This is a genomic window from Enterococcus sp. C65, assembly GCF_040887165.1.
GTDB lineage: Bacteria > Bacillota > Bacilli > Lactobacillales > Enterococcaceae > Enterococcus_B > Enterococcus_B hirae.
Genome location: NZ_JBFOFG010000008.1, coordinates 85,197 through 109,484, shown reverse-complemented (window position 1 = coordinate 109,484; position 24,288 = coordinate 85,197). Strand labels below are relative to the sequence as shown.

Annotated in this window: 22 protein-coding genes and 1 other annotated feature; of the genes, 6 read left to right on the top strand and 16 right to left on the bottom strand. The window is 36.9% G+C overall.

The window, feature by feature from the left end; translation table 11 throughout:
- Positions 1 to 2: 2 nt before the first annotated feature.
- The 8 genes from rlmB to AB3I12_RS10185 form a co-directional block, all read right to left on the bottom strand.
- A complete protein-coding gene (gene rlmB, locus AB3I12_RS10220) occupies positions 3 to 890 on the bottom strand; it encodes a 23S rRNA (guanosine(2251)-2'-O)-methyltransferase RlmB (protein WP_063627647.1) in 888 nt (295 codons plus the stop codon).
- Positions 883 to 1,278, bottom strand: a complete 396-nt coding sequence (locus AB3I12_RS10215) for a Mini-ribonuclease 3 (protein WP_010720633.1) — start codon at positions 1,276 to 1,278, stop codon at positions 883 to 885. The genes rlmB and AB3I12_RS10215 overlap by 8 nt, the downstream gene beginning before the upstream one ends.
- On the bottom strand, positions 1,275 to 2,687 hold the full coding sequence (gene cysS / locus AB3I12_RS10210) for a cysteine--tRNA ligase (protein WP_053765951.1): 1,413 nt from the start codon (positions 2,685 to 2,687) through the stop codon (positions 1,275 to 1,277). Before cysS ends, AB3I12_RS10215 begins: the two co-directional genes overlap by 4 nt.
- Positions 2,684 to 3,220 carry a serine O-acetyltransferase EpsC gene (gene epsC, locus AB3I12_RS10205; protein ID WP_010720635.1) on the bottom strand — a complete coding sequence of 179 codons (537 nt, stop codon included), beginning with the start codon at positions 3,218 to 3,220 and terminating at the stop codon, positions 2,684 to 2,686. The genes cysS and epsC overlap by 4 nt, the downstream gene beginning before the upstream one ends.
- A gap of 75 nt (positions 3,221 to 3,295) precedes the next feature.
- Positions 3,296 to 3,536: a binding site (T-box leader), on the bottom strand.
- On the bottom strand, positions 3,533 to 4,993 hold the full coding sequence (gene gltX, locus AB3I12_RS10200) for a glutamate--tRNA ligase (RefSeq protein ID WP_010720636.1): 1,461 nt from the start codon (positions 4,991 to 4,993) through the stop codon (positions 3,533 to 3,535). Its footprint overlaps the feature before it by 4 nt.
- A 216-nt stretch (positions 4,994 to 5,209) precedes the next feature.
- Positions 5,210 to 6,370 carry a PIN/TRAM domain-containing protein gene (locus tag AB3I12_RS10195; RefSeq protein ID WP_010720637.1) on the bottom strand — a complete coding sequence of 387 codons (1,161 nt, stop codon included), beginning with the start codon at positions 6,368 to 6,370 and terminating at the stop codon, positions 5,210 to 5,212.
- 33 nt (positions 6,371 to 6,403) lie between these two features.
- Positions 6,404 to 7,774 (bottom strand): DNA repair protein RadA, encoded by a 1,371-nt coding sequence (gene radA, locus AB3I12_RS10190; protein WP_010720638.1) that lies wholly within the window; start codon positions 7,772 to 7,774, stop codon positions 6,404 to 6,406.
- A 51-nt stretch (positions 7,775 to 7,825) separates the two neighbouring features.
- Positions 7,826 to 8,356, bottom strand: coding sequence for a dUTP diphosphatase (locus AB3I12_RS10185; protein ID WP_063627648.1), 531 nt, complete (start codon positions 8,354 to 8,356; stop codon positions 7,826 to 7,828).
- Between the two features lie 201 nt (positions 8,357 to 8,557).
- Between AB3I12_RS10185 and proB the strand changes: the two genes are divergently transcribed.
- The 3 genes from proB (at position 8,558) to AB3I12_RS10170 (ending at position 11,053) form a co-directional block, all read left to right on the top strand.
- The gene (proB, locus tag AB3I12_RS10180) at positions 8,558 to 9,364 is read left to right on the top strand and encodes a glutamate 5-kinase (RefSeq protein ID WP_010720640.1); all 807 of its coding nucleotides are present in this window, start codon (positions 8,558 to 8,560) and stop codon (positions 9,362 to 9,364) included.
- Complete coding sequence (locus AB3I12_RS10175) at positions 9,361 to 10,605, top strand: glutamate-5-semialdehyde dehydrogenase (protein WP_034700060.1); 1,245 nt, start codon at positions 9,361 to 9,363, stop codon at positions 10,603 to 10,605. Before proB ends, AB3I12_RS10175 begins: the two co-directional genes overlap by 4 nt.
- Positions 10,606 to 10,708: 103 nt before the next feature.
- Positions 10,709 to 11,053 carry a hypothetical protein gene (locus tag AB3I12_RS10170; protein WP_010720642.1) on the top strand — a complete coding sequence of 115 codons (345 nt, stop codon included), beginning with the start codon at positions 10,709 to 10,711 and terminating at the stop codon, positions 11,051 to 11,053.
- An 88-nt stretch (positions 11,054 to 11,141) separates the two neighbouring features.
- Here the strand turns inward: AB3I12_RS10170 and AB3I12_RS10165 are convergent, their stop codons facing one another.
- Both AB3I12_RS10165 and AB3I12_RS10160 read right to left on the bottom strand, forming a co-directional pair.
- On the bottom strand, positions 11,142 to 11,459 hold the full coding sequence (locus AB3I12_RS10165; protein WP_010737260.1) for a hypothetical protein: 318 nt from the start codon (positions 11,457 to 11,459) through the stop codon (positions 11,142 to 11,144).
- Positions 11,460 to 11,720: 261 nt separating this feature from the next.
- Positions 11,721 to 12,935, bottom strand: coding sequence for an MFS transporter (locus AB3I12_RS10160; protein WP_368015655.1), 1,215 nt, complete (start codon positions 12,933 to 12,935; stop codon positions 11,721 to 11,723).
- A 112-nt stretch (positions 12,936 to 13,047) separates the two neighbouring features.
- On the opposite strand from AB3I12_RS10160, the gene AB3I12_RS10155 reads away from it, so the two are divergent.
- The gene (locus AB3I12_RS10155) at positions 13,048 to 13,563 is read left to right on the top strand and encodes a PadR family transcriptional regulator (protein WP_063627649.1); all 516 of its coding nucleotides are present in this window, start codon (positions 13,048 to 13,050) and stop codon (positions 13,561 to 13,563) included.
- A 153-nt stretch (positions 13,564 to 13,716) separates the two neighbouring features.
- On the opposite strand, the gene AB3I12_RS10150 is transcribed toward AB3I12_RS10155, so the two are convergent.
- Both AB3I12_RS10150 and AB3I12_RS10145 read right to left on the bottom strand, forming a co-directional pair.
- Positions 13,717 to 14,157: a DUF2798 domain-containing protein gene (locus AB3I12_RS10150; RefSeq protein ID WP_063627650.1), complete on the bottom strand. Its 441-nt coding sequence runs from the start codon at positions 14,155 to 14,157 to the stop codon at positions 13,717 to 13,719.
- A gap of 444 nt (positions 14,158 to 14,601) precedes the next feature.
- Positions 14,602 to 15,450: an SDR family oxidoreductase gene (locus AB3I12_RS10145; RefSeq protein WP_063627651.1), complete on the bottom strand. Its 849-nt coding sequence runs from the start codon at positions 15,448 to 15,450 to the stop codon at positions 14,602 to 14,604.
- Between the two features lie 127 nt (positions 15,451 to 15,577).
- Between AB3I12_RS10145 and AB3I12_RS10140 the strand changes: the two genes are divergently transcribed.
- Complete coding sequence (locus AB3I12_RS10140; protein ID WP_010737255.1) at positions 15,578 to 16,045, top strand: Rrf2 family transcriptional regulator; 468 nt, start codon at positions 15,578 to 15,580, stop codon at positions 16,043 to 16,045.
- A gap of 156 nt (positions 16,046 to 16,201) precedes the next feature.
- Complete coding sequence (locus AB3I12_RS10135) at positions 16,202 to 17,434, top strand: SWIM zinc finger domain-containing protein (protein ID WP_034700067.1); 1,233 nt, start codon at positions 16,202 to 16,204, stop codon at positions 17,432 to 17,434.
- 347 nt (positions 17,435 to 17,781) lie between these two features.
- Here the strand turns inward: AB3I12_RS10135 and essC are convergent, their stop codons facing one another.
- The 4 genes from essC to AB3I12_RS10115 form a co-directional block, all read right to left on the bottom strand.
- Entirely contained in the window at positions 17,782 to 21,951 is a 4,170-nt protein-coding gene (essC, locus tag AB3I12_RS10130) for a type VII secretion protein EssC (protein ID WP_331245438.1), read from the bottom strand.
- A 214-nt stretch (positions 21,952 to 22,165) separates the two neighbouring features.
- Entirely contained in the window at positions 22,166 to 23,338 is a 1,173-nt protein-coding gene (gene essB / locus AB3I12_RS10125; RefSeq protein ID WP_063627653.1) for a type VII secretion protein EssB, read from the bottom strand.
- Positions 23,339 to 23,614 (bottom strand): EsaB/YukD family protein, encoded by a 276-nt coding sequence (locus tag AB3I12_RS10120; RefSeq protein WP_010720653.1) that lies wholly within the window; start codon positions 23,612 to 23,614, stop codon positions 23,339 to 23,341.
- A gap of 151 nt (positions 23,615 to 23,765) precedes the next feature.
- A complete protein-coding gene (locus AB3I12_RS10115; RefSeq protein ID WP_010720654.1) occupies positions 23,766 to 24,059 on the bottom strand; it encodes a WXG100 family type VII secretion target in 294 nt (97 codons plus the stop codon).
- Between the last annotated feature and the right edge of the window lie 229 nt (positions 24,060 to 24,288).

Genomic DNA, 24,288 nt, shown 5'->3' with positions numbered 1-24,288 from the left:
GATCACTCTCCTTGACGTTGAGAAAAAGCTTGATACATCAACAATCCAGCAGCAACACTCGCATTCAAACTTTGAACGTGACCGACCATTGGAATGGTCAAAAGTTCGTCCATTTCTTTTTTCAATCCAGGACTCATTCCTCGTCCTTCGTTTCCAATCACTAAAGCAATAGCGCCTTTTGCATTCCATTTTTGGAAATTTGTACCATCCATATCTGTCCCAAAAACCCAAAAACCGGCCTCTTTTAGTTGTTGGACCGCTTGAACAAGATTAGTCACTCGTGCTACAGGTACATGTTCGACTGCTCCAGTAGAGGTTTTTGTGACGATTGGCGTAATGCCTACTGCCCGATGCTTAGGAATGATTACGCCGTCTACCCCACTTGCATCCGCTGTTCGTAGGATCGAACCAAAATTGTGAGGATCTTCAATACTATCTAAAATGACAAAGAAAGGTGTTTCTGTTTTTTCTTTGGTTTGCTGAAGAAGCTGGTCTAAGGATAAATATTCATACGGGGTAATCGCTAAGACTACTCCTTGGTGTACACCATGATCACTTAAGGTATCTAATTTTTGTTTTGGTACCCATTTAACTGGTACAGCTTGATCTCTAGCAATGTTCTTTAACTCTTCGGTTTTTTCTCCCCGTGAGTCCTCTTGTAAAAATAATTTATTCCCTCTGCCTTGTTGCAAGGCTTCTACTGCTGCATGATGACCAAAGACAAAATTATCTTCGATTGCTTCCCCTTTTTTCTCCCCAACTACAGGTTCATAGGAAGTGTCATAATGGTTTCGCTTTTTTTGCGATTTTTTCTGTGATGAAGCGTTCATTGGCTGTTTCGTTGCTTTTTTACGTTTGTTATAATGACGTTCTTTTTGTTCTCTACCCATTTTTTTCACCGACTTTCTGGATACACCATTCAATTAATTCTTCTAACCGTTCTGTTTGTTTCGTCAAATGCAGATACCCCATCAAAGCTTCAAAACCTGTGGCAATTCGATAAGTTGTGACATCTGCATTTTTTGCACTTGTATGACTTTTGGCATTTCTACCACGACGATAAAAAGTTTCTTCTTCTGGTGTCATCAATTTTTCTTCTAGCATCTCTTTAATCAGATAAGCTTGTGCTTTTGCTGAAACATAATTCGTGGCTGCTTTATGAAGTTTATTCGGTTTAGTCGCCCCTTGTTCGATCAAATAGTCACGAATATAGATCTCATAGATGGCATCCCCTACATAAGCTAAAGCTAGTCCGTTTAATTGTGTATAGTCTTTCATGCTTCTCTTCTCCAACGAGTTCCTTGCGGTGTGTCATCAAGCAAGATCCCTTTTTCTTTTAATTGGTCACGGATTTCGTCACTACGGGCAAAATCACGATTTTTTCTTGCTTGCGTACGTTCTTCGATCAACTGCTCGATCTCTTCATCAAGTAATTCCTCAGATGTAAATAAAATACCAAAAATAGCCAACCATTGGGTAAATAATGCTTCCCCTTTTGCTAGAACATCCGCTGAAACAGTTGTTTTCTCCAAATACGTGTTTAACCATTTTGCCAATTCATAAACGACGGTAATTCCATTCGCAGCATTAAAATCGTCGTCCATTTCTTCAATAAACCGTTGTTCAATTTGTTCAAGCTCAGCTAAATACTTTGTGTCATCCGCCAGAGATTTTTCTGCTGTTGCTAGGCGGAATTTAAGATTATCAAATGTATTTCTTAAGCGTTGCAAGTTTGTCGCTGCTTCCTTCATCGTTGCCTCACTATAACGAATCGGTCGGCGATATTGAGTTGTTGCCATGAAGAAGCGTAACACTTGTGGATCTACCGTTTGGATCATTTCATGGACAGTAATAAAGTTACCTAATGATTTACTCATTTTCTGATCATCATCGCCAATCGTGACGTAACCATTGTGCATCCAATAATTGGCAAATTTCTTTCCCGTTTTTGCTTCGCTTTGGGCAATCTCATTTTCATGGTGTGGAAACTCTAAATCTTGCCCGCCACCATGGATATCAATTGTTTCCCCTAAATGTTTCGTTGCCATAACGGAACATTCGATGTGCCATCCTGGACGTCCGGGTCCCCATGGAGAATCCCAAGAGATCTCATTAGGTTTTGCTTTTTTCCATAGTGCAAAATCAAGCGGATCTTCTTTCTGACTTTGTTCTGCTCCCGTCCGTTGACTCGCGCCCACTTCTAACTCATCAATCGATTGATCACTAAGTTGTCCATAGGTTGGAAATTTTCTTGTACGGTAGTAGACATCGCCATTTGATTCATATCCATAACCTTTTTCGATCAATACTTGGATGAAAGAAATAATATCTGACATATGTTCCATCACACGAGGATGCGCAGTAGCTGGCTCCACATTCAACGCCTTGGTATCTTCTTCAAATGCTTGGATAAAACGGTTGGCTACTTCTGGCGCCGTGATCCCTAATTCATTAGCAGCACGAATGATTTTATCATCTACATCAGTGAAATTGGAAACATAATCGACTTGATATCCCCGATATTCAAAGTAGCGTCGAATCGTGTCAAAAGCAATCGTGCTGCGGGCATTTCCAATATGAATATAGTTATAAACAGTCGGACCACACACGTACATACCGACTTTTCCTGCTTGAATCGGTACAAATTCCTCTTTTTGTCTAGTCAATGTATTGTAAATTTTTATCATTCTGATCTCCTCACTTTTTCTCCATTAATCCGTACTACTTTTGCAGGAACCCCCACGGCTGTAGCATAATCTGGAATGTCTTTTAAAACGACTGCACCGGCACCAATCTTCGTATGTTTCCCAATCGTGACCGGTCCTAATATTTGAGCATTGGCAGAAAGCATTGCCCCTTGTTTCACTGTGGGATGCCTTTTGCCCGTTTCTTTACCTGTACCACCTAACGTAACTCCATGAAAAAGAACTACATCATCAGCGACCTCTGCGGTTTCTCCAATCACGATCCCCATCCCATGATCGATAAAAACACCTTGTCCGATCTGGGCGCCAGGATGTATCTCGATTCCTGTTATAAATCGCCAAAATTGTGCATTGATTTTTGCCAGCAAGTAAAGTTTATGCTGATATAAGTAATGTGACACCCGATGCCAAAATAAGGCATGAAACCCTGGATATGTCAAAACGATTTCTAATGTTGAACGAGCAGCCGGGTCATTTTTTTTAGCTGCCTCTACCGCTCGGGCAAACCACCCCATCGTCATCGCTCCTTCCTCTCAATAATTTATGTAGTTCTCTGACAAATAAAGAAGCGCCTTTAACAAGTTTCCTTATTAAAAGACGCTAATTGGCGTGGTTCCACTTTTATTTATAATCAGATATGATTACCTCTAGCTGTTAACGTAAGCTTATACGTTCTCGACTACCTGAAATTCGTCACAAAGAGATGTGTCTATTTCACTCGCCGAAACCACTCCCAGAGGCATTTCAGTAAACATCGATCAGTGACTTCCACCGCCCGTCACCTCTCTTGAGATCAATGATTACTTACTTCTTTCTGTTCATCGTGTTTAGTTGATGACTTGATTTAAATGTGCTAATGATTTTTCACGACCAAGCAATTCGATCGTATCTGGTAATTCTGGTCCGTGCATTTGTCCTGAAACAGCTACTCGGATTGGCATGAAAAGATTTTTACCTTTAACACCAGTTTCTTTTTGGACAGCTTTGATTGCTGCTTTTACGGTTGGGGCATCCACGACTTCCATTTGTTCTAGTTGTGCTTTAAACGCATTAAGAACAAGTGGAACAGTTTCGCCTGCTAATACTTCTTTAGCCGCATCGTTCAATACAGGATGTTCATTGAAGAATAAGGAAGAAGCTTCTACGATTTCAGCTGCGTAACTCATTTGTGGTTGATACAGACTAACGATTCTTTTGACCCATTCGATCGTTTTTTCATCAGGATTTTCTTGTACTCGACCGTCAGCGATCAAGTAAGGCAAGCACATGTCTGTTAACTTATCTAAATCCATTTCTTTCATGTAATGGTTATTCACCCATTGTAATTTCTTCGCATCGAAGGCTGCAGGTGATTTACTCAAACGATTTGGATCAAACATGTTGATCAATTCTTCTTGGTTGAAAATTTCGTCTTCGCCTACTGGTGACCAACCTAATAATGCAATAAAGTTGAACATTGCTTCTGGTAAGTAACCTAATTCACGATACTGTTCGATAAATTGTAAAATCGATTCATCACGTTTACTTAGTTTTTTCCCAGTTTCTGTATTGATGATCAATGTCATGTGACCGAATGTTGGTGGTGTCCAACCAAAAGCTTCATAGATCATCAATTGTTTAGGTGTATTTGCAATATGGTCATCCCCACGTAAGACATGAGTAATCTTCATCATATGATCATCTACAGCTACAGCAAAGTTATATGTTGGCATACCATCACGTTTTTGAATGACATAGTCGCCACCGATATTATCTGATTCAAAGGTGATATCCCCTTTGACCATATCTTTGAACGCATATTCCGTATTACGTGGTACACGGAATCGGATCACTGGTTCAATCCCTTGCGCTTCTTTTTCTGCTTGTTCTTCTGGTGTTAGATTTGCACAAGTACCCGCATAATGAGGCATTTCTCCACGTGCACGTTGTTCTTCACGAGTTGCTTCTAACTCTTCTTCTGTACAGTAACATTTGTATGCCCGATTACTTGCAAGAAGTTGATCAATCAAAGGCTGATAAATTTCTTTTCTTTCAGATTGACGATAAGGACCATATTCTCCAGGATTTTCAGGAGATTCATCCCAATCGATACCTAACCAAGCCAAATTTTCCAATTGGCTCTTTTCACCATCTTCAATGTTTCGTTTTTGGTCTGTGTCCTCAATACGAATAATAAAGTCTCCATCGTTGTGGCGAGCAAATAGATAATTGAACAATGCTGTTCGAGCATTCCCAATATGTAAGTGCCCAGTTGGACTTGGTGCATAGCGTACGCGTACTTTCGTCATTTTCTTCCTCTTCTTTCAAACTAGACTTTAAAATATGAGACAAAACACGAAAAACATGTTCTGTTTTACATCCTCATATTTCTTAAAGGCTTTTTCATTAAAATGAAAGCCACTCAGCACAAATTTTACCTTTAATATGGGAAATAGTAAAGCCAACTGGTTGAATTTCCTTACCAGTTGGCTACTTTTTATACTCATATTCCGATTTTTCTTTCGTTAAGCATGTTTACTTTTTTCAGTTTCTTTTTTATTGTCTTTATTATCGATCCCACGACCTGCATGGGCTGGTTTTGCAAAAATCATCCGCCCGGCAGCTGTTTGTAAGGCACTTGTAACAACCACTTCGATATGTTCGTTCATATAATGCTGTCCATCTTCCACGACCACCATGGTGCCATCATCGAGATAAGCAACCCCTTGTTGACGTTCTGTTCCTGCTTTTACGACTAAAACATTCATGTTTTCACCTGGAATAACTACCGGTTTTACTGCATTCGCTAAAGCATTGATATTCAACACTGGTACATTTTGAAACTCTGAGACTTTATTTAAGTTATAATCATTTGTCACGATGACACCATCTAAAAGTTTCGCTAATTTGATCAATTTGCTGTCCACTTCAGTGATATCTTCAAAATCACCGTCATACATTTCAACAGAGATTCCTTCTTCTTTTTGCAAAGCATTGAGGATATCCAGCCCGCGGCGTCCGCGAACACGTTTTAGGCTATCGCCAGAATCAGCAATATACTGTAATTCATAAAGCACAAAATTCGGAATCATCAGTGTGCCTTCTAAAAAACCAGTTTTGGTGATGTCATAGATTCGTCCATCAATGATCACGCTAGTATCTAAGATCTTGTATTTATGAAAGTTCTCGCCTAATTTCCGTTCCAGTATTTGGCTCTCCACTTGACTAGGTGTTTCTTGTTCCACTTTCTTGTTTCTTGAACCAAAGATTTTTTTCCATTCATCGATTCGAGTGGTTCCCATCCTGAATCCTAAATAGCCTAAAATAACCATTAATAAGATGGGAAGAACACTATTTACAAACGGAATTTTCAAATTATATAGTGGTGTTGAAATAATTACACCTAAAGTTAGCCCGATAATCCCACCAATTGCACCAAACAATAGGTAAGTTAAACTAACCTCACTTAATTTTTCCTCAATTTGCTTGATAACAGCTGAGATATGTTTTGCCAATAGCAAAGACAATAAAAAGAAAATAAGTGCACCTAACAGGCTATTGGTAAATGTATTATTCAGCCATCCATTTGTTTGCTGACCAATTGTCTGCCAAGCCATTGGTAAAAAAGAAATACCTAAGCTGGCACCGACAATAATCATCAGCAAGGTGATGACACGTTTTTGCATACTCTTTCCTCCATTTCTTTAATTTTACTATTTTTAACGAAAGACACGTTTTAACGTTTCCGCCAAGGTAGCGACACCTACGACTTCAATGCCAGTCGGAGGATTCCACCCTCCTAGATTGTTCTTTGGCAAATAAACTTTTGTGAAACCCAGCTTTTGTACTTCTTTGACACGCTGTTCAATATGACTGACACGGCGAATTTCGCCCGTCAACCCGATTTCGCCAATAAAACATTCTGTCGGTTGTGTCCCTTTTTCTTTGTAACTGGAAGCAATACTCACAGCAATCGCTAAATCAATGGCTGGTTCATTTAATTTTACCCCACCTGCTGCTTTTAAGTAAGCATCTTGATTCTGCAACAGTAAGCCTGCTCGTTTTTCGAGAACTGCCATGATCAATGATACTCGGTTAAAATCTAAGCCAGTAGTGGTTCGTTTAGCATTTCCATACATTGTTGGTGTTACCAGTGCTTGGATTTCCACTAAAATTGGGCGGGTACCTTCCATCGCCACAACAATCGCTGAGCCTGTTGCTCCTTCTAATCGTTCTTCCAAAAAGATTTGGGAAGGATTCGCAACTTCTTCTAATCCATGTTCATGCATTTCAAATATACCAATTTCATTTGTTGAACCAAATCGATTCTTTACTGCTCTCAAAATTCGAAAACTATGATGCTGTTCACCTTCAAAATACAAAACAGTATCAACCATATGTTCAAGCATACGTGGACCCGCAATCGATCCTTCTTTCGTTACATGTCCTACGATAAAAATCGCAATCCCATTTGTTTTCGCTATTTTCAACAACTCAGCAGTCGTTTCTCTCACTTGACTGACACTCCCTGCTACACTCGTAATATCAGGTTGTGTCATCGTTTGAATCGAATCAATGATCACATAATCTGGTGAAATCTGTTCGATGGCACGGCTAATTTCATTCATATCAGTTTCAGCATATAAGTAAAATTCTGTATTGATTGAGCCCAAACGCTCGGCACGTAATTTAATTTGTTCTGCACTTTCTTCTCCAGAAACATATAATACTTTCCCGCCGATATCAGCTAATTGTTGGGATACTTGTAAAAGTAATGTGGATTTACCGATGCCTGGATCGCCACCAATCAAAATCATTGACCCCGGAACGACGCCCCCGCCCAAAACTCGATTCAATTCATCTAATTTTGTTTTGACTCGTGGTTCCTTTTTAGGAATCACTTCTGCAATTTTCGTTGGTTTGGCTTTTTCTCCAGTCAAACTTGTTCGTGTTCTACGGTCAGTCGTATCTTGCTCGATTTCCTCGACCATCGTGTTCCATTTCCCGCAATTTGGGCAACGCCCTAAGAATTTAGGCGAAACATAACCACAATTTTGGCAAACAAACTGGACTTTCGCTTTTTTTGCCATTGTCCCGCCTCCTTTAAATAATTATTTTTGAATTAAATAAACCTTGAATGGTTATACATCTGATGAACCAAAACCACCATTACGGACCTGTTCTGTTTGGTCTTGATCTGCTTTTAAGAATGGCAAGAAAATTCCTTGTCCAATTCGCTCACCTTTTTTGATGACAACATCCTTCAAACCAAAATTAGTAAATTGGAACATGATATGCCCTTCATTTGCATCATTATTATAGTAATCACTATCAATGACACCTACTCCATTACTTAAAACTAAAAAACGCTTCAACGGATTACTTGAACGATTGGCTAATTGTAAAAATTCATCTTCTCCCATATAGGCTTTGATCCCAGTAGGAACAAGAACTGGTTTTAATGTTTTCTCGTCGACTGTTGTTTCTTCATTTTTCAATACCTCTGAAAGAGCTGTTATCCCTTGTTTTAATCCAGCTTTCCAAATACTTGGAATAACAATATCTTCTGCCGCTTCAAAATCATATCCAGCAGCATGATGAGTTGCTCGTTGAGGTAATTGTATCTTTTGTTGTGCATATGTTGAAATAACTTCAAATCCTCTTTTTCTCACCGAATTTCCTCCCAAAATAGACTATATTTATTTTACCATATTCATGATACCAAAAGGACGACTTAAAAAATTCTTCATTAATTTATGTTAAGATGAATAAAATACTGCTGTCATAAAAAAATAAATTTTATACATGACTTTATGGTGTAAAACAAGTAGAATAGAACGAAATCAAAACGTGTATTTAGTTAGAGGTGTCACATGCGAAAAGAAGTTACAAAAGCCAAACGAATTGTTATTAAAGTGGGAACGAGTACTTTAATCTATCCCAATGGAAACATCAACCTCGCTGCGATTGATCAGCTTGCCTTTGTCTTGTCTGATCTTCGGAATCAAGGGAAAGAAGTCGTATTAGTTTCATCCGGCGCTGTTGGTGTCGGGATGCACAAAATGAATCAAGCTACACGCCCCACAACGATCCCGGAACAACAAGCAATTGCTGCGATCGGACAGGCAGAATTGATGAACATTTATAATCAACGTTTCAGTGTTTACAATCAGCAAACAGCTCAAATCCTCGTTACTCGGGATGTGATCGATTTTCCTCAAAGTCGAGTCAATGTGATCAACACACTTGAACAGTTATTAGCAATGGGAACCATCCCGATCGTTAATGAAAATGATACTGTAGCAGTCGATGAACTTGAACATACAACGAAATTTGGTGATAATGATCAACTATCTGCGATCGTTACAAAATTGATCACAGCAGATTTATTAATTGTTTTATCTGATATTGACGGATTTTATTCCGCCGATCCTTCAAAAAATCCAGATGCAAAGATGTATCAAACTGTTTCGGTCATTGACGAGTGTTTAATGGCACAAGCGGGTGGTGCTGGCAGCACCTTTGGAACAGGAGGAATGTCTAGTAAGTTACAAGCAGCATTACGTATTTTTGAAGCCAACAGTACAATGATCCTGGCAAACGGAAAAAATCCTACCATTATCTTCGATCTTTTAGCCGGTAAAGAACTTGGAACCTTATTTAAGGAGGAACACGTATGACTGATTTAAATCAACTTGGAAAAAATGCAAAACAAAGCGCCCAAACTCTTGCTTTGATGAGTACAGAACAGAAAAATGACCTTCTCAAACAGATGGCATTGATGCTCAAAAAAAATCAAGGAGCGATACTTGAAGCAAATCAGAAAGATTTAGAGCAAGCAACCGAAAATCAGATGAGCGAAACGATGCTTGACCGCTTACGCTTAACGCCTGAGCGTATCCATGATATGGCTGAAGAAATCAGTAAAATCGCTTCATTAGAGGATCCAATTGGAAAAGTAGAACAAATGTGGAAGAATGCTGATGGGTTACTGATTGGAAAAAAACGTGTCCCACTTGGTGTCATCGGAATCATTTATGAATCTAGACCGAATGTGACGACTGATGCAGCCAGTTTGGCTTTTAAATCAGGAAATGCCGTTATTCTTAGAGGCGGAAAGGAAGCTTTCTTTTCCAATCAATTATTAGTGAAGCTTCTGCAACAAACGTTAACTGATGCTGGCTTGTCTCCTTATGCTGTTCAATTTGTGGACGATACATCTCATGAAACGGCTGCTGAATTAATGAAATTAACAGAGTACTTAGATGTGTTGATTCCTCGAGGCGGCGCAAATTTGATCAGAAGAGTGAAGGAACAAGCCACAGTCCCAATCATTGAGACTGGCACTGGTAACAATCATATTTATATCGATAAAGATGCTCAGTTGACCATGGCAACGAATATCATCGTCAATGCAAAAGCTTCTCGTCCATCTGTTTGTAATGCTGCAGAAACATTGTTGATCCATTCAGAGATCGCCCCTTTCTTTTTACCTGTTATTGAAAAAGCATTAGTAGAACATGGGGTTTCTCTACGTGCAGATACGCGTGCCATGGAATATTTAGAAACTGCAACCCTTGCAGAAAAAGCTGATTGGGATACGGAATATCTAGACTATATTCTGGCTGTGAAAGTCGTTGATTCTTTAGATGAAGCGATCGACCATATCAATCGCCATAATACAAAACATTCTGAAGCCATCGTTACGGATAGTTACCAAGCAAGCCAACGTTTCTTGAACGAAGTGGACGCCGCTGCGGTTTATGTGAATGCCTCAACTCGTTTTACTGACGGAGCTGTTTTTGGTTTTGGTGCTGAAATCGGTATTTCTACTCAGAAATTACATGCTCGAGGTCCGATGGGATTGAATGAACTGACCTCTACGAAATATATCATTTACGGCGAAGGTCAAATCCGCTAAAATGTTTCACACGAAACATTTTAGTCTTCACAATAAAAATATGACAAAATTTTTCTTTATTTTTTGATTCTTGAAAAGTTTTTTAGTTAGAAAGGTTACTTTTATGTTCGAAATTTTCACGATATTTTTAGTATACTTGATTTCTTTAAACATCGCTGCCTTTATAGGAGTGATGATTTTAGCCACTTTTTTCCAAATAAAAAAAAGAAATTTTAATCCCACTCAGGAAAAATGGCAAGTTTATCTTCAAAAAATTGGTCCTAAAGGCATTGTTCAAAGGCTACATGTTAGTTATATGCTCGCTTTAGGCATTTTAGCTGTAATCAATTACAATCTAGCGTTCCACCATTCGATTGCTTATACGATCACTTTATTGATTGCCGGGATTTTCCATTTGTCTTTCAAATATCAATTAAACAAAAATAACTTACCCAAGCGCTTTAACTAGAATGCCTCATAACTACAATGATTGAAATAAGCTATTATCGACTAAAAGAAACGCATTTAGCGTAACTTTAAGTCGATAATAGCTTATTTTAGCCAAGATGATCTTCATTATCGTTAGAAAAAATAGCAAACCCATCGAATGTCTCACCATCATAATATCTTAACAATTCTTCTGTCGACAGATTCATTGTTTTTTCTTTTTCTATTTCCATATCTGTAAGTAGTTGTTCACGATAGGCTTGATACATACTCGCTAGTTTCTGGTGCATGATTTTTCGAGATTCTCCTGTCGCATTGATTACAGGCAGCTCTTTTAGATAACCACCATAAACGGGTCGATCATCCACCAACTCGATGGGAAGTTCAACCAACGTGATACCTACTTCTTTGAAATATTCTTCAATCATCGCTTTTCCTCACTTTTTACTGGCTGTGTCTTATTCTCATCATAACATGATTTATGACAAAAACAGTGTATTCATTGACCTTTTTCGTTGAAACACATGTTAAAAATAAACCCTCTCACGATACCAGTTACCAGAACTGTAGATCGAACGTCACAAATAACAGAAAAAAACCTTGAAACACAGTATGTGAAATTCAAGGTTTTTTTGATTCATCATTAACTATTTTTTTCGGTTTTTATTCTTTCTTTCAAAACCTCATTTTTATTGATCTTCATCTGTTACAAAATAATTTTGATGATGAATAATACAAAAGACACTAATTACGACAATGATCGCAGCAAAATAAAAAGCATAACTTTCACCTAGTTTTTCGCCAATGATCCCTGCAATAAATGGCGCTAATGCCCCACCAAAGAAACGAACAAAGCTATAACTTGAAGAAGCCACATTTCTTGGTAAACCTGGTATCTCCATAGCAATCGTTGTCAATAATGTATTGATGATCCCTTGGAAAAAACCTGAAAGTACAATGCTGATTGGCACTAAAATTTGGATAGTGGAACCGGCACCTAGTAACGCCAAACAAATAATAAAGAAAACAAACGCTGCTAAAATCGTTCGGTAAGTAGTGAATTTTTGTTCTAGTACTGGTGCGACAAAAATCGAAGCAATTGCTAATAAAACGCCCCAACCAAAGAAAACAAAACCGACCTCTAACTCACTATACCCCACTAATAAGAATGGTGCATAGGCAAGTAACGTAAAGAAACCAAAATTATATAATAAGGCAATCAGACCAACGGAACGCAATTTGTGATTACTTAACGCCTTGACCCCTTCCCAAAAACCAACCTTTCTTTGTGGTTTTCCTGCCTCTGGAAGAAGAATCGCCAATGCTAAAAAGCCAATAAACATCAACGTAGCTACCCCATAAAAAGGATAACGCCACGAGCCACTTCCTAGTATGCCGCCAACTAATGGTCCAACAGCCATCCCACAGCCTAGTGCTGCTTCATACATCATAATAGCTTTTTCAGTGTTCCCCACTAAAATACTTACAATAGTCGCAAGTGCTGTTGAAACAAATAAAGCATTCCCTACACCCCAACCAGCACGCAATCCGATCAATGTACCAATATCATTGGATAATCCACCTAAGCCAGCAAATACAACAATAATGACCAAACCTGCCATCAATGTTTTTTTCAAACCAATTCGACTCGATAAAAAACCTGTAAACAACATCACTACTCCCGTTACCAACATGTAGCTCGTAAATAATAATGTCGTTTGGGCAGGTGTTGCATCTAATTGAGCAGCAATCGTTTTTAAAATGGGATCTACTAAGCCGACTCCCATAAATGCAAACATACAAGTCGCAGCGACTACTAACGCTGAATTCTTTCCTTTACTTTGTTCCTGTCCATTCTCTGTTAGTTCTTCTTTGATTTCTATTTGATTCTCCAAATTCCCCATTCCTTTCTCTATCTAGCATCATACATGATTTATTTTACATGTCAATATGCACATGTAAAAACAAAAATAAAAAATATGCTATAATAAGAGAAAATCAGCCAGGAGGTATCGTATGAATACTTTAGCCTATATCTTATTATGCGTTCTTTTGTCTAAACCTCGTTCCGGTTATGAACTAAAACAATTAATCACCATTTTCTGGGAAGCTCACCACAGTCAGATTTACACGACACTGGCTAAATTAGACCAGAAAGGTTATATTTCTGTCCTGGAAATCGAAGAACATTCGCAGAAAAAAATTTATACCCTCACCAATGAAGGAAAAGCGATCGTAGAAGAATGGATCAAAGAAGAGACCCCTTCTCCTACTCAAAAAGATGAATTTTTAGCCAAACTGTACGCTTTTTCTACCTTAGATAAAACAACAGCGACGGGTCTTTTATTTACAAGAGAACAACAATTAAACAAAATCATGCAAAAAAACCAAGCAAAACTAGCAGATCTTTCAGTAAATAAAAAAGAAGAATTTGGACGTTATGTCGTTATTCAACGAAGAATTTTACTTTGTCAGCAAGAACTACAATGGTGTACACAGGTTCGTGAAATGATGCAAACATTTTTTGATTAATTGTTCTTAAAAAAAAGAGCATGTGACTGAAGTAGCTCATTCAAAAAATAAACGAAACTTCCTAATAAGCGTATACGCAATTTTAGGCAAGTTCTTTTATCTCTTGATGCTATACAAGTCGCATCCTCTTTTTTTATAATCTAAAAGATCTTTTTAGTTTTGGATCGTGCTTAATACCAATCGAGAGATGGGACCTACGATTAGTAATTGCAAAGGCAATGCAACAATCACATTCATTTTCCATGCAGTAAGGTACGCTGAAAGTAATTGGTCAGGTATTCCCTGCTCAATCACAACACCAAACAACGACATGCAGGTAACCATTCCTAAGACCATCAGACAAGAAATCGTTACGATCATTTGAAATTTACTTTCTGTATTTACTGGCAACTTGAAAGCTATTTTTTTCGCAATCACACCAACAATAAAGACATCTAGAATAAAAGCCACGATGAATCCTGGAACTAAACCAATCAATAGATTTGAAAAATATAAATCCCCATGAAGCCAGAGATTATACACACTCATTCCTAAGACCATGAGAAAACACATTAGTGATGTAAAAATAATTCCTTCTTTTTTGTTTGTAGGCAACTATACCACTCCTTTAAATTTGTCACGAAAAGTATCGTAGCATATTTCTTATTTTCTCGTAAGTGTTTTTTTTATTACATTCAAAAAAGTCAATCTTCTACTTATCACTTAAATGCAAAAAAAGAGCCTGATTCCAGACTCTTTAAATAGGTGTGAAAACGAATAAACAGTGTTCAACCAGCTACTCTTTGAAATAAGTCCGAATTTTTCAAAACCAAAAAACTGGTTCCAAAAAATCTTTCTTAAGGTTATCAGAGCTAAACGATGCTTCACGACCTTTTGTTCACGGTTTTCACTGACTAAACTTTCAGCAATAAACTCAATAAGAAACAGTAAGCAGGTAAGTGTCAACCGTAAAAACCTTATTTTTATGCTTCTTGTCACTTGTGAGAATTTACCCTTGTTTTATAAAATTAAAAACGTTGTCTCAACCGCTTTTTACAACTATTGGTTCAACAATTCTTCTAGTCCATCTTTTAAAGAGACAAGTGGATGTCCCAAAGCTTGTTCAAAATCTTTTGAGGAAACATCGAGTTGATTATTCTTGATATCTTTTTGAATAGCTGCAAACATTTGTGCAGCAGATTCAGGATAACCAGCCTCCTCTAAATTTTTGATGAACTCATGGTCATTGGTAGCTACAATATCAATAGGTTTGCCTGTCACTTCTTTTAATTCTTTAGCTAGTTCTTCATACGTAATCGGTTTACCCGATAATTCAAGAACTTCTGGAAAGTTCAAGTTCGCTAGTGCCTTTGCTGCAACTTCGGCATATTCTCGTTTTAATGCCCAGCCAGTTTTACCTTCACCTGCTGAATAAATAAAGCGCCCATTCTTTAAGGCAAGTTCAATGAGTGGCCATTCATTTTCTAAGTACCAATTATTACGTAAAAAAGTATGTGCGATTCCAGAATCAGCAATTACTTTCTCTGTAAACTGATGATCTGGCGCTAGAATACTGGTCGAGTGATCGGCATCAGCAAAACTAGTATAAGCAATGTAAGAAACACCAGTTGCTTTTGCGGCCTTCACAACATTTTCATGCTCAGCTTGCCGATTACCAGGTGCACCAGACACAAACAACAAGCGATCAATTCCCTGTAAGGCATTTTTCATAGAAGAATAATCAGCATAATCTCCGAAACGGACATTCCAACCCTTTTCTTCAAGTGTTTTCCCCTTTTCTTCATTCCGCGCCAACACATAGATATTTTCCTGAGGAACGAGCTGTTTTAAGTACTCCATAGCATAGTTACCAAAACCACCAGTTGCTCCAGTAATGAGATAATTCATTCTAACCACTCCTTTTTTCACATTGATAAATTTTTTAAATAAAACCTGTACATTTTTAAGTTACACCATTATCTTAAAGAGTATGTTAAAATAAGTCAAGAATAAACGTCGAAAGGAATGGGATAGTATGAAATATTCTTTACAATTGAGCGATGCGATCCACATCTTAGCCTACATAGCAATTTTTCAAGATAGCGATATGTTATCTAGTGAGATGATTGCGAAAAGTATTGAAACCAGTGCAGCTAATGTCCGTAAAATCATGAGCCGACTAAAAAAAGCGAATTTGATTATTACGCAAGTCGGAAAAGCTGCACCTTCTTTAGCTCGTTCTCCTGAAAAAATTTCACTTTTAGATATTTATAAAAGTATTGAAGGAAATACTAATCTCATTCAAGTGGATCCGAAAACAAACCCAAATTGTATCGTTGGTGCGAATATTCAAGAAACATTGACGGCAAGCTATACCCAACTCCAAGCAAAAGTAGAGGAAGAAATGTCACATATCACGTTAGACTCTTTGCTACACAAAATTGCTGTATTAGAAATTGAAAAACGCCCTCACAATCACGAAAGAATAAAAAAATTTCTTTAAACAACAATTGGTAATTATTTTACTATAAAAAATATACCTAAAAATAGCCATTTATATTAAAATTAAATAACTTACGTATCAACAAAAAAATACTGTTTTTCATCCATTTATCCGTTAAACTTATTAAGTAAGAATTAATATAAAGGAGGAGATTAGGTGAACAACTGGAAAGAATATTTTTTAGAAACTACAATAGATTTAGGATACTCCTATTTTATTGGGGAACAGGTAAAAAACTTTAAGGTTAAGCAAAAACAGATTACTGCCAACATTACTAGTAATGAAAACTATCATGCAATCATTGACCTCGTTGACCACTTTTATTTAGAAAAAATGGTTTGTAGCTGCCCCTGCTTATCGAACGATCATTGTCCCCATTTAGTAGCCGTTTTATTCGAATACAATAAATACTTACAAAAGAAAGATGCAAATAACAGCGCATATTTGGTTTCCTACGCGGAAGATTCACAAATCCGTCCTTTTTTAAAGATGATTTTAAAGGAAAATGACCACTTAGCAAAACGTTTTCAACAATATATTTATTCAGATGCTTCTTTTGATATCAATAAATATCAAGCATACTATGAGAAACAATCTGCTTCCTCGTTGAAGAAAGAACCCGCAGACAAAAAAAGAGGATTGAAAAAAAAGAAACAAATTTTATCTGTTAAACAAATGGAGTACTTAAACTATTCCAAGCAAAAAATTCAACATACTATCCAAGAAAACTGGCACTCCCCTACTATCAGGACACAATATGTTAATTACTTACTTAAAAACAGAATATACAAAGAAGCAGAAAAAGTATTACAGGAGAGTCTGCTTTTGGATCGTCAATCTCCTGATCTCGTTCAACTTCATCGTTATTCTCTAAAAAAACTCTATTATAAATTAGGAAAAAAAGAAGCATACATAAATCAAGTTTTTAAGTTATTGATTGAGAATGATGCATTAGATATGAATCTAGTTCACCAATTGAAAAAAACTTGTTCAAAAGACGAATGGATATCGTTGCGAAACCGTTTGTTCCAAGAATTACATAATCATCAAGACATTGGCTTACTTTATTCACAGGAAAAATGCTATGATCTATTATTGAATCGTGTGTTAGAGACCTCTGGAATCAAAGAAGCTAATCGTTATTTCAATATTTTAAAAAAACAGACTCCCGAAGCACTATTACAGAAATATGAATATGAATTGCGGAAAATAGCCCACACTATGACTACTCGGAATCATTATCATAAACTGGTGAGATATATTGAAGAAATGGCTACTTTACCAAACAGCATGATCTCGGTTCAATTGTTGATCAAAGAATTAAAAGAAAAATACCCGCGAAAAAAAGCAATGATCCAAGAATTAAAATTACTCGAAAAAAAAATGTAACTATTTATTATGCCAACGTTATTTACGAGTGATCCTGAGTTTTTTGCCAAAGACAGAAAAAAATGCTTTAAACTTCAATAATAAGAAGAAGTTTTCAAAAAAATTACCGTTAAGAGTCTGGGACAAAAAAGGACTTCCCAGACTCTTTTAGGTGTAAAAATGAATAAATGGTGAGCATACCTTCTTGCCAAATAGACATTCCAGAATTAATTCCTCGAAATCGCATGAATTTTCGAACACTTGAGAAGCTATTACAAAAAATTCTTCCTTCTGTTGTTGGAGCTAACCCATGCACCCGTGCCCTCTTGTTCGGGTACATTATTTTTAGTGCGGTATCATTTTTACCCTCACTCTTCTTCGACAGGAACTACTATGATTTCCAACTTTCCATCCTTTAAACTGTAAAAACTATTTTTATTATTTGGGTTATTTTCTCTTGTAAATGTAAAATCATCAACAAATCCTTGAGTTTGGAGACTCCCACCAAAAAGGATCTGAGAAACATTTTCTTTTACTATTTGAGTCATTCCACCATAAAAGTTGCCAGTTTTCGCTAACAGATCAATAAAAATGAATTGAAAACACGAATTTCCTCTATTTAATAACTTGCTTACTTCTCCCGAGAGTAACCCCATTTCTTCCACGAAATCAGCCAGTCCATTAAGAACTACGATTTTTCTCGTTTTTGGCGTGAACCACAGTTCATCCCAGAAATGAGTAAATTTCTCACTTCGTTTTGCGACATCATGCAAGCTAAAATACGAAGTCACTTCATTTTTTATTTGCTCCAATGTTCCAGAAACATCGATTAAAATAACATTTTCTTCCACATCCTTCATTTGTGATAGCCACCATGAAAACATCCTCTGCAATTGTACATTGGAAGTAAAAAATAAACCTAGCTGCTTTCCAAGAAAAAATGCAAATGATTCCACCTCAACTGTTTGCTTATTCAAACCTAGATACACCAAGTCTTTTTCTTTATTGCGCACAAACTGACTGAAAATTTTTGGCGTTAACCGTTCGGGCACCATCAGGATTTTTTCAGGACGTTTTCCTACCCAGTCTTGATCTATATTTGTTATTTCTTCTTCCATTTTTTCGAATATTTCTGATTCATTTTGACCATTAGTGGGTAAATAAAATTGTAATATCGTTGGTCGGTCAAGCATCACTTGCCCTCTTCCTTTAATAGGCAACGCAACAATCGCTTCTCTTCCCAGCACTTGTTTGATTTCACTTTCATCATGTAAATACATAAACAGCTTTGTTGCAAATTGACTCATCATATTTAGGCGAATACTCCCCACACGATTTGCAGATAGAATAAGATAAATCCCTAAACTTGCACCATCTCTTAGTAAATGCACGATTGTTTCATCGATGGAATCTTTTCGTTTATCCTCTATCCCCAAACTCTCGTAGCTATCTAATATAATAAAAATGATCGGTAATTGGATGCTCGTTTTTTCTTGGTATTGGTAGAGATTTGTGGCACCCTTTTCTTTAAACAGTTGTTTTCTCTCCGCCAATGATCGATTGATTCTCACAAACATTTTTTGTCTTTTTTCTTCTTCTTCTAAAGTGACGATGTCAACGACATGTGGCAACTTCTTCAACGGTAAAAGGCCATTAGTACCAAAATCAACTAGATGAAACCATACTTGATTTGGAGTATTTTGTCTTGCAAGACTTAAAACAATTGTTTGTAGTAACGTAGATTTTCCATATCCAGAACTAGCGAATACAACGGTATGACTACTTTTCTCGCAATCATAGTAATAATGACTTTGCTTTTGCTCGTGAGGTACATCTAACAAGCCTATGGGAACCTTTAATGTATTCCGTTCATTTCCTTTAAAGACAAGTATTACTAACCACGTTGGTAATTCTGGTAACCAAGGTTGTGATGGTTGGCTGAATGTTGATTGTTGAAAAGTTTGTACAATCAACCTTCTGACTGCCTCATATTGCGTAACTATACTGCCCGCTGCTTTCCTCGAATCTTTTTCTGTAGGAGCAAAGAGGACCTCCTTTTGACCAAATTCATTCACAACAACGATCCGTTCATCTTCAAGAGATTGGTTTGGTGCGTAGGGTGCTTTTGTATAACCACTTTGGAACAATTCATAGACGTCATTTTCTCCTACCTTAAGATAACCCCTCCCTGGTCTTGACACATAAGCTGCATCTGTTGTTTGTAAAAGTTCCTTTGAGTCTTGAACACTTGCCATTTTCAATGCCACTTTACTTTTACTATTCGCCTCGATTTGGTCGTTGACTACTCCGGCTGGTTTTTGAGTAGCTAAAATTAAATGGACGCCAAGTGAACGACCAATCCGCGCTACTGAAGTCAGCTCCTCCAAAAATTCTGGCACATTGACTTTTAATTCGGCAAACTCATCGGATACTAGAAAAAGATGAGGCAGCGGCTGATCAGGGTATTCAGAAACGTTCCTTTGTTTTCGTTGTTTGTATAACTGCATATACTCATTGATGTTGTTTACTTCATAGGTCGCAAGTAACCTTTGTCGCTTTTCCAGCTCCGCTTTGATACTGATCAATGCACGGGACGTACCAACTCGGTCTAAATTAGTGATCGCACCCATAAAATGTGGCAACTTACTTACTGTTTGTGCGAGGCCGCCACCTTTCCAATCAATCACTAGAATCCCTACATCTTCAGGAGAAAAATTGATGGCTAATCCCACTAAATAAGTAATCAGAAATTCTGACTTCCCTGAACCAGTCGTGCCACCAATTAAAGCATGAGGTCCATGTGCCTGTTCATGGAGATCCCAGTAGATCCCCTGATTTTTTCTCTGCCAGCCGATCAATGAACGCAATGTCTTACTTGGCTCTGCGTTCAACCAGCGCTTAGAAATCATTAACTCCTCAACAGTCTGAACTTGATATTGCTCTAATAAATTGATTTTTTCTGGCAGATTTTGATTTTCAATTTCTTCATGGAATAAGTTAGCTAAGCGAAAAATTGCTTGTTCAAGTGGATAACTAGTTGGTAAACGATTAGGTATAAATGGTTGATTAATGTGTTGTTCTTTATGATTGATCAGCATAGCAATATCTTGACTTTGATACGCTATTAACGTCGTTACAGTTTCAGGCAACTGATCGATAGATTCCTTCGCCCAAATAACTACGACACCATACCGATTTAATTCTTCCGTTAAAAACTCACTGATTTCATGCTCCCGCAAGCCTTCTTCTGTGATAATTGAAAAAACATAAGTTGGTTTAAAAGCTATCTTCTGATAATCAGCATGTTGTAGTTGCTGCTTCCTTTTAGAAAGGATCTTATAAAATGCACTCAAAACCAACTCTCGATTTTTTAAATTGAAGAGGAGCCCTCTTTGTTTAAGTGGAAAGGATCGCAACGTATGATGTGGTAACCAACGCCAATTTTTCCATGTTTTTTCATATTCTTTTTCTTGAAGAAGAGTGATAAACTCAACCTCTTGGTAAGAGTGCAAGACAGAAATTTGAAATAGTAAAGATTGAAGAGCTTCCTGCAAAACATTCGATGGACCGACAAGCCCCACTGACTGAGTTGCTAACGAAATCGCAATAGGTGCGTTCTTTAATTTTTGATAAGGACGAATAAAATCGGATAGAATTTCATCGTTCCATTGATCCTCATCCAAATAAGAACTAACAATTTTAAAACTGGATGGACGTTCGCCTATTCCTAAGCAAACAGTTAAAAAATCTTTATCCTTTGGTCGACGTTCATAGATTCTTGGATGACATTCCTTTGTCATTCGTGCTAATTGATCATTAGAAGGATACATGTACTGTAAAACTTCTTTTTGTCTTTGCTGTAACCTGTTTAATTCAAAAGCTTTTTTGATTCTATATTGTTGGATAGTTATTTTTTGTTCACTTTTTTTTCGTTTTATTTTCTTTTTATTTAATAAATAATTGATAGTAGAGATACTGGACGTCAATAAATTAAGTCCATACATACCTAGTATCAGAAGAAGGTTTCGATTGCTAAAAAACAGAAACATTCCGCTTAAGATAAATATGCCTAAAGACGGGAGAACCAATTTAAAAAAGGATTGTTTCTCCTGAGCTGCTTCGTGTCTCGGTAATCGAACCTCCACTTGTACTTTTGGCTCTTCCAGATAGATTCTAGGGCTTCTTCTAAAAAAGGGGAAGTGCTTAGGATATTCAGGTATATAAGGGACTTCAGAAAGTACCCATGGATTTAATTGGATCGCTTGACCTAAACCGATGATCTGCCACTGCTTTTCCCGCCTTTCGATAATCCACTGATCCACTACGATCTGATCACCTACTTGGAAAGTAAATACACCTTTTGTTACAAGTTGCTGGTTATAATAAACGGGTGCTTTACTAGGATATATACTCAATTGATAGTTATTATCCTGATAATCTATCGCAATTATTGCATCTGATTCAATCATCAAGGCAGAGGTTGTTGCACATGAAATATCAATCAATTGCTTCGGTGGATCGATCCACTTTCTCTGCAATGTTTCATGCTTTAATATCAGAAACCTCGGATCATCTTTGATCGAAGAGTCTGAAAAATTTATATGCTGTTTGATATAACATATTTTTTTGCCGGCGATCACCAGCTCTTTATCATTTTGAGTAAATACTTCATGAATAAACATCTCCCCAAAATAAAAGAGATCAAAAAGGATGGAAAGACTGATATTCATCTGATTCTCGGTACATAGTGTCTTATTTTGTGGGATTTTCAGATTTATTCTCTCCTGGCTTTTTGCTATATTGACTAATTTTTTCTTGATAGTTTTTTAGTAATTTTTGCTTTTTTTCACCACTCATTTGATCGTTCATTTTTACTGTCAGATATAACTTAGTATAGACATGCAAAAGATACTGCTCATCTCCAATGTTTTGAGCGATATCCAATGCCTGTTGGAGATTATTTCTGTCAATGTAAATCCAATAAAGCAAACGATTCTCACTTGACTCTTGAGATAATTGATTTAAAATAGCTGTTTTTTCTAATGAAGTTAAATGATCTAATTGAATGACACTAACAGCCACTATATATTTGATACTTTGAGAAAACAAACTGGGGGATACATCTGCTAAAGCCGTTAAAACACCTGCATAATCCTTGGCTATATATTTTGCTTGTGCATCCACGCTCCGTTCTATTTGTGGTAATTGATAAAACGCATAATTTCCTGTTAATAAAGCAAAAAGGATGGTTGACAAGCTGAATAAAAGGCTACCCCATTTAAAAATAAAGTAATTTTTCCTACTGACCACACGTAATTCTGTCGTTCGAATCTCCTTTTGTGTTTCGATTTGGTCGCTAATAATCTGATTGATTTCTGTTACATTTTTTGCTCCATGGAGCAATTTCGACAAGTCATCTGTTAATCCTTCACTTCCTCCATTTAAACTCTCATAACTCAAATTAGGATATAAGATAGCCAACACCAGTGCCCGATATTGCTTCAGAAAATCATTTTCAGTGACCGTATATGGAGCGATAACTTGCATAAACCCTCGATGTGCAAGAAAAATCTCTTCTCCAAACAGAAACAAATTATCGGGATGAAACAATGGTTGGATCGGTCCATTCATAAAATCACACAATTGATTGACTTTTTGGGCAAGCAATAATCGTTGGTAAAAATCTAATTTAATCAAAACCTGTGAGAAACACTTCATTTGATTTGTTTTTTTGTATTGAATGATTAATTTTTCTGTAGATAAATGGCTAACGTCACCTGCCAGTAAATTTCTTTTAGGTTTTAAAAAAAATGTATATTGTTCGATCTGATCCAGCGCATATTGATTCGCTTGTAGCTGAATTTCCACTTGTTCATCGGTTATTTTAATACCTTCTTTTTTAAATACATCCTTTTCGCTCTTCAATTACTTGTTGTCACCACCATTAAGGATACGTGGCTTGATTAACAGTTGGTCACCATGACTAATTGGATAATCTGATAAAAGAAATTCTTCATTCAATCGTATTGATTTATTTGTCACTTCTAAATCGAACGCAGCCGGTAGCACGATCGAAGAAACCTGAAGTGCGTTCACAAATAATTCCTTTAAGCGCCTAATGGTTATTTCCCTAGGTATTTGCAAGTCGATCGTTTGCTGTTCGATTTGTAAACAAATATCAATGACTATTCCCTGTTTCATTGAGTTACCCCTTTTTTCATGTATGGCTTATTTTTTACATTCAAAGTCAAGGAATCAAAACAAAAACCAAATGAAAATAGCTAAAAAACAACTGACATTTGCTGCTTTAATGAGTACAAGTCAAACGAAGATTGGTTTTTACTGATAAACGCTATAGCAACCCAAAATTCCGAGCATCTTGACGATCCCGTTCTGAGACGGTATTCGCATAGTTGTTGAGTTGCTCATAAATACTTTCAAATAATTGTGTCATTTGTTTAACGCTACCTTCTAACTGGTGATACTGATCAAGATATGCTTGAAAAGCTTGTCCTTTCCAATTATGTGCAATTTGCTGGTTCATCGTATTTACTTTTCGGATAGCCTCTTGTATTTGGAGCGCTGATTGCTGATAGATCTTCGCTTGTGATTTTAATTGATCAGGCGTAACTGCAATTGGTCCCATTCTTCCATCCTCCTAGCATTTAGTTGGTAAAACTATTACCTTGGTCATGAATAATATACGACAAGTTCTAAAATATTCCGCTAAATCTTTATTTTTATCTGAAAATTTTTCTCGCATAGAAAGACCTATGTAACAAAACAGTGATAAAAAGCCCGACAACCTTTTTGGTCTCGGGCTCATTGCTTTCAATTTTTTCAACTAATGATCGTTTGAAAACAACAATATTGAA

Excerpts from the sequence above, each read along its gene's own strand:
- cysS (WP_053765951.1), bottom strand. The coding sequence starts at position 2,687 with ATGATAAAAATTTACAATACATTGACTAGACAAAAAGAGGAATTTGTA.
- AB3I12_RS10140 (WP_010737255.1), top strand. The coding sequence starts at position 15,578 with ATGAAATATTCTTTACAATTGAGCGATGCGATCCACATCTTAGCCTAC.
- proB (WP_010720640.1), top strand. The coding sequence starts at position 8,558 with ATGCGAAAAGAAGTTACAAAAGCCAAACGAATTGTTATTAAAGTGGGA.
- epsC (WP_010720635.1), bottom strand. The coding sequence starts at position 3,220 with ATGGGGTGGTTTGCCCGAGCGGTAGAGGCAGCTAAAAAAAATGACCCG.
- AB3I12_RS10115 (WP_010720654.1), bottom strand. The coding sequence starts at position 24,059 with ATGGGACCAATTGCAGTTACGCCTGATCAATTAAAATCACAAGCGAAG.
- AB3I12_RS10160 (WP_368015655.1), bottom strand. The coding sequence starts at position 12,935 with ATGGGGAATTTGGAGAATCAAATAGAAATCAAAGAAGAACTAACAGAG.
- AB3I12_RS10215 (WP_010720633.1), bottom strand. The coding sequence starts at position 1,278 with ATGAAAGACTATACACAATTAAACGGACTAGCTTTAGCTTATGTAGGG.
- AB3I12_RS10175 (WP_034700060.1), top strand. The coding sequence starts at position 9,361 with ATGACTGATTTAAATCAACTTGGAAAAAATGCAAAACAAAGCGCCCAA.
- radA (WP_010720638.1), bottom strand. The coding sequence starts at position 7,774 with ATGGCAAAAAAAGCGAAAGTCCAGTTTGTTTGCCAAAATTGTGGTTAT.
- AB3I12_RS10120 (WP_010720653.1), bottom strand. The coding sequence starts at position 23,614 with ATGAAACAGGGAATAGTCATTGATATTTGTTTACAAATCGAACAGCAA.
- AB3I12_RS10155 (WP_063627649.1), top strand. The coding sequence starts at position 13,048 with ATGAATACTTTAGCCTATATCTTATTATGCGTTCTTTTGTCTAAACCT.
- AB3I12_RS10195 (WP_010720637.1), bottom strand. The coding sequence starts at position 6,370 with ATGCAAAAACGTGTCATCACCTTGCTGATGATTATTGTCGGTGCCAGC.
- AB3I12_RS10145 (WP_063627651.1), bottom strand. The coding sequence starts at position 15,450 with ATGAATTATCTCATTACTGGAGCAACTGGTGGTTTTGGTAACTATGCT.
- gltX (WP_010720636.1), bottom strand. The coding sequence starts at position 4,993 with ATGACGAAAGTACGCGTACGCTATGCACCAAGTCCAACTGGGCACTTA.
- rlmB (WP_063627647.1), bottom strand. The coding sequence starts at position 890 with ATGGGTAGAGAACAAAAAGAACGTCATTATAACAAACGTAAAAAAGCA.
- AB3I12_RS10170 (WP_010720642.1), top strand. The coding sequence starts at position 10,709 with ATGTTCGAAATTTTCACGATATTTTTAGTATACTTGATTTCTTTAAAC.
- AB3I12_RS10165 (WP_010737260.1), bottom strand. The coding sequence starts at position 11,459 with ATGATTGAAGAATATTTCAAAGAAGTAGGTATCACGTTGGTTGAACTT.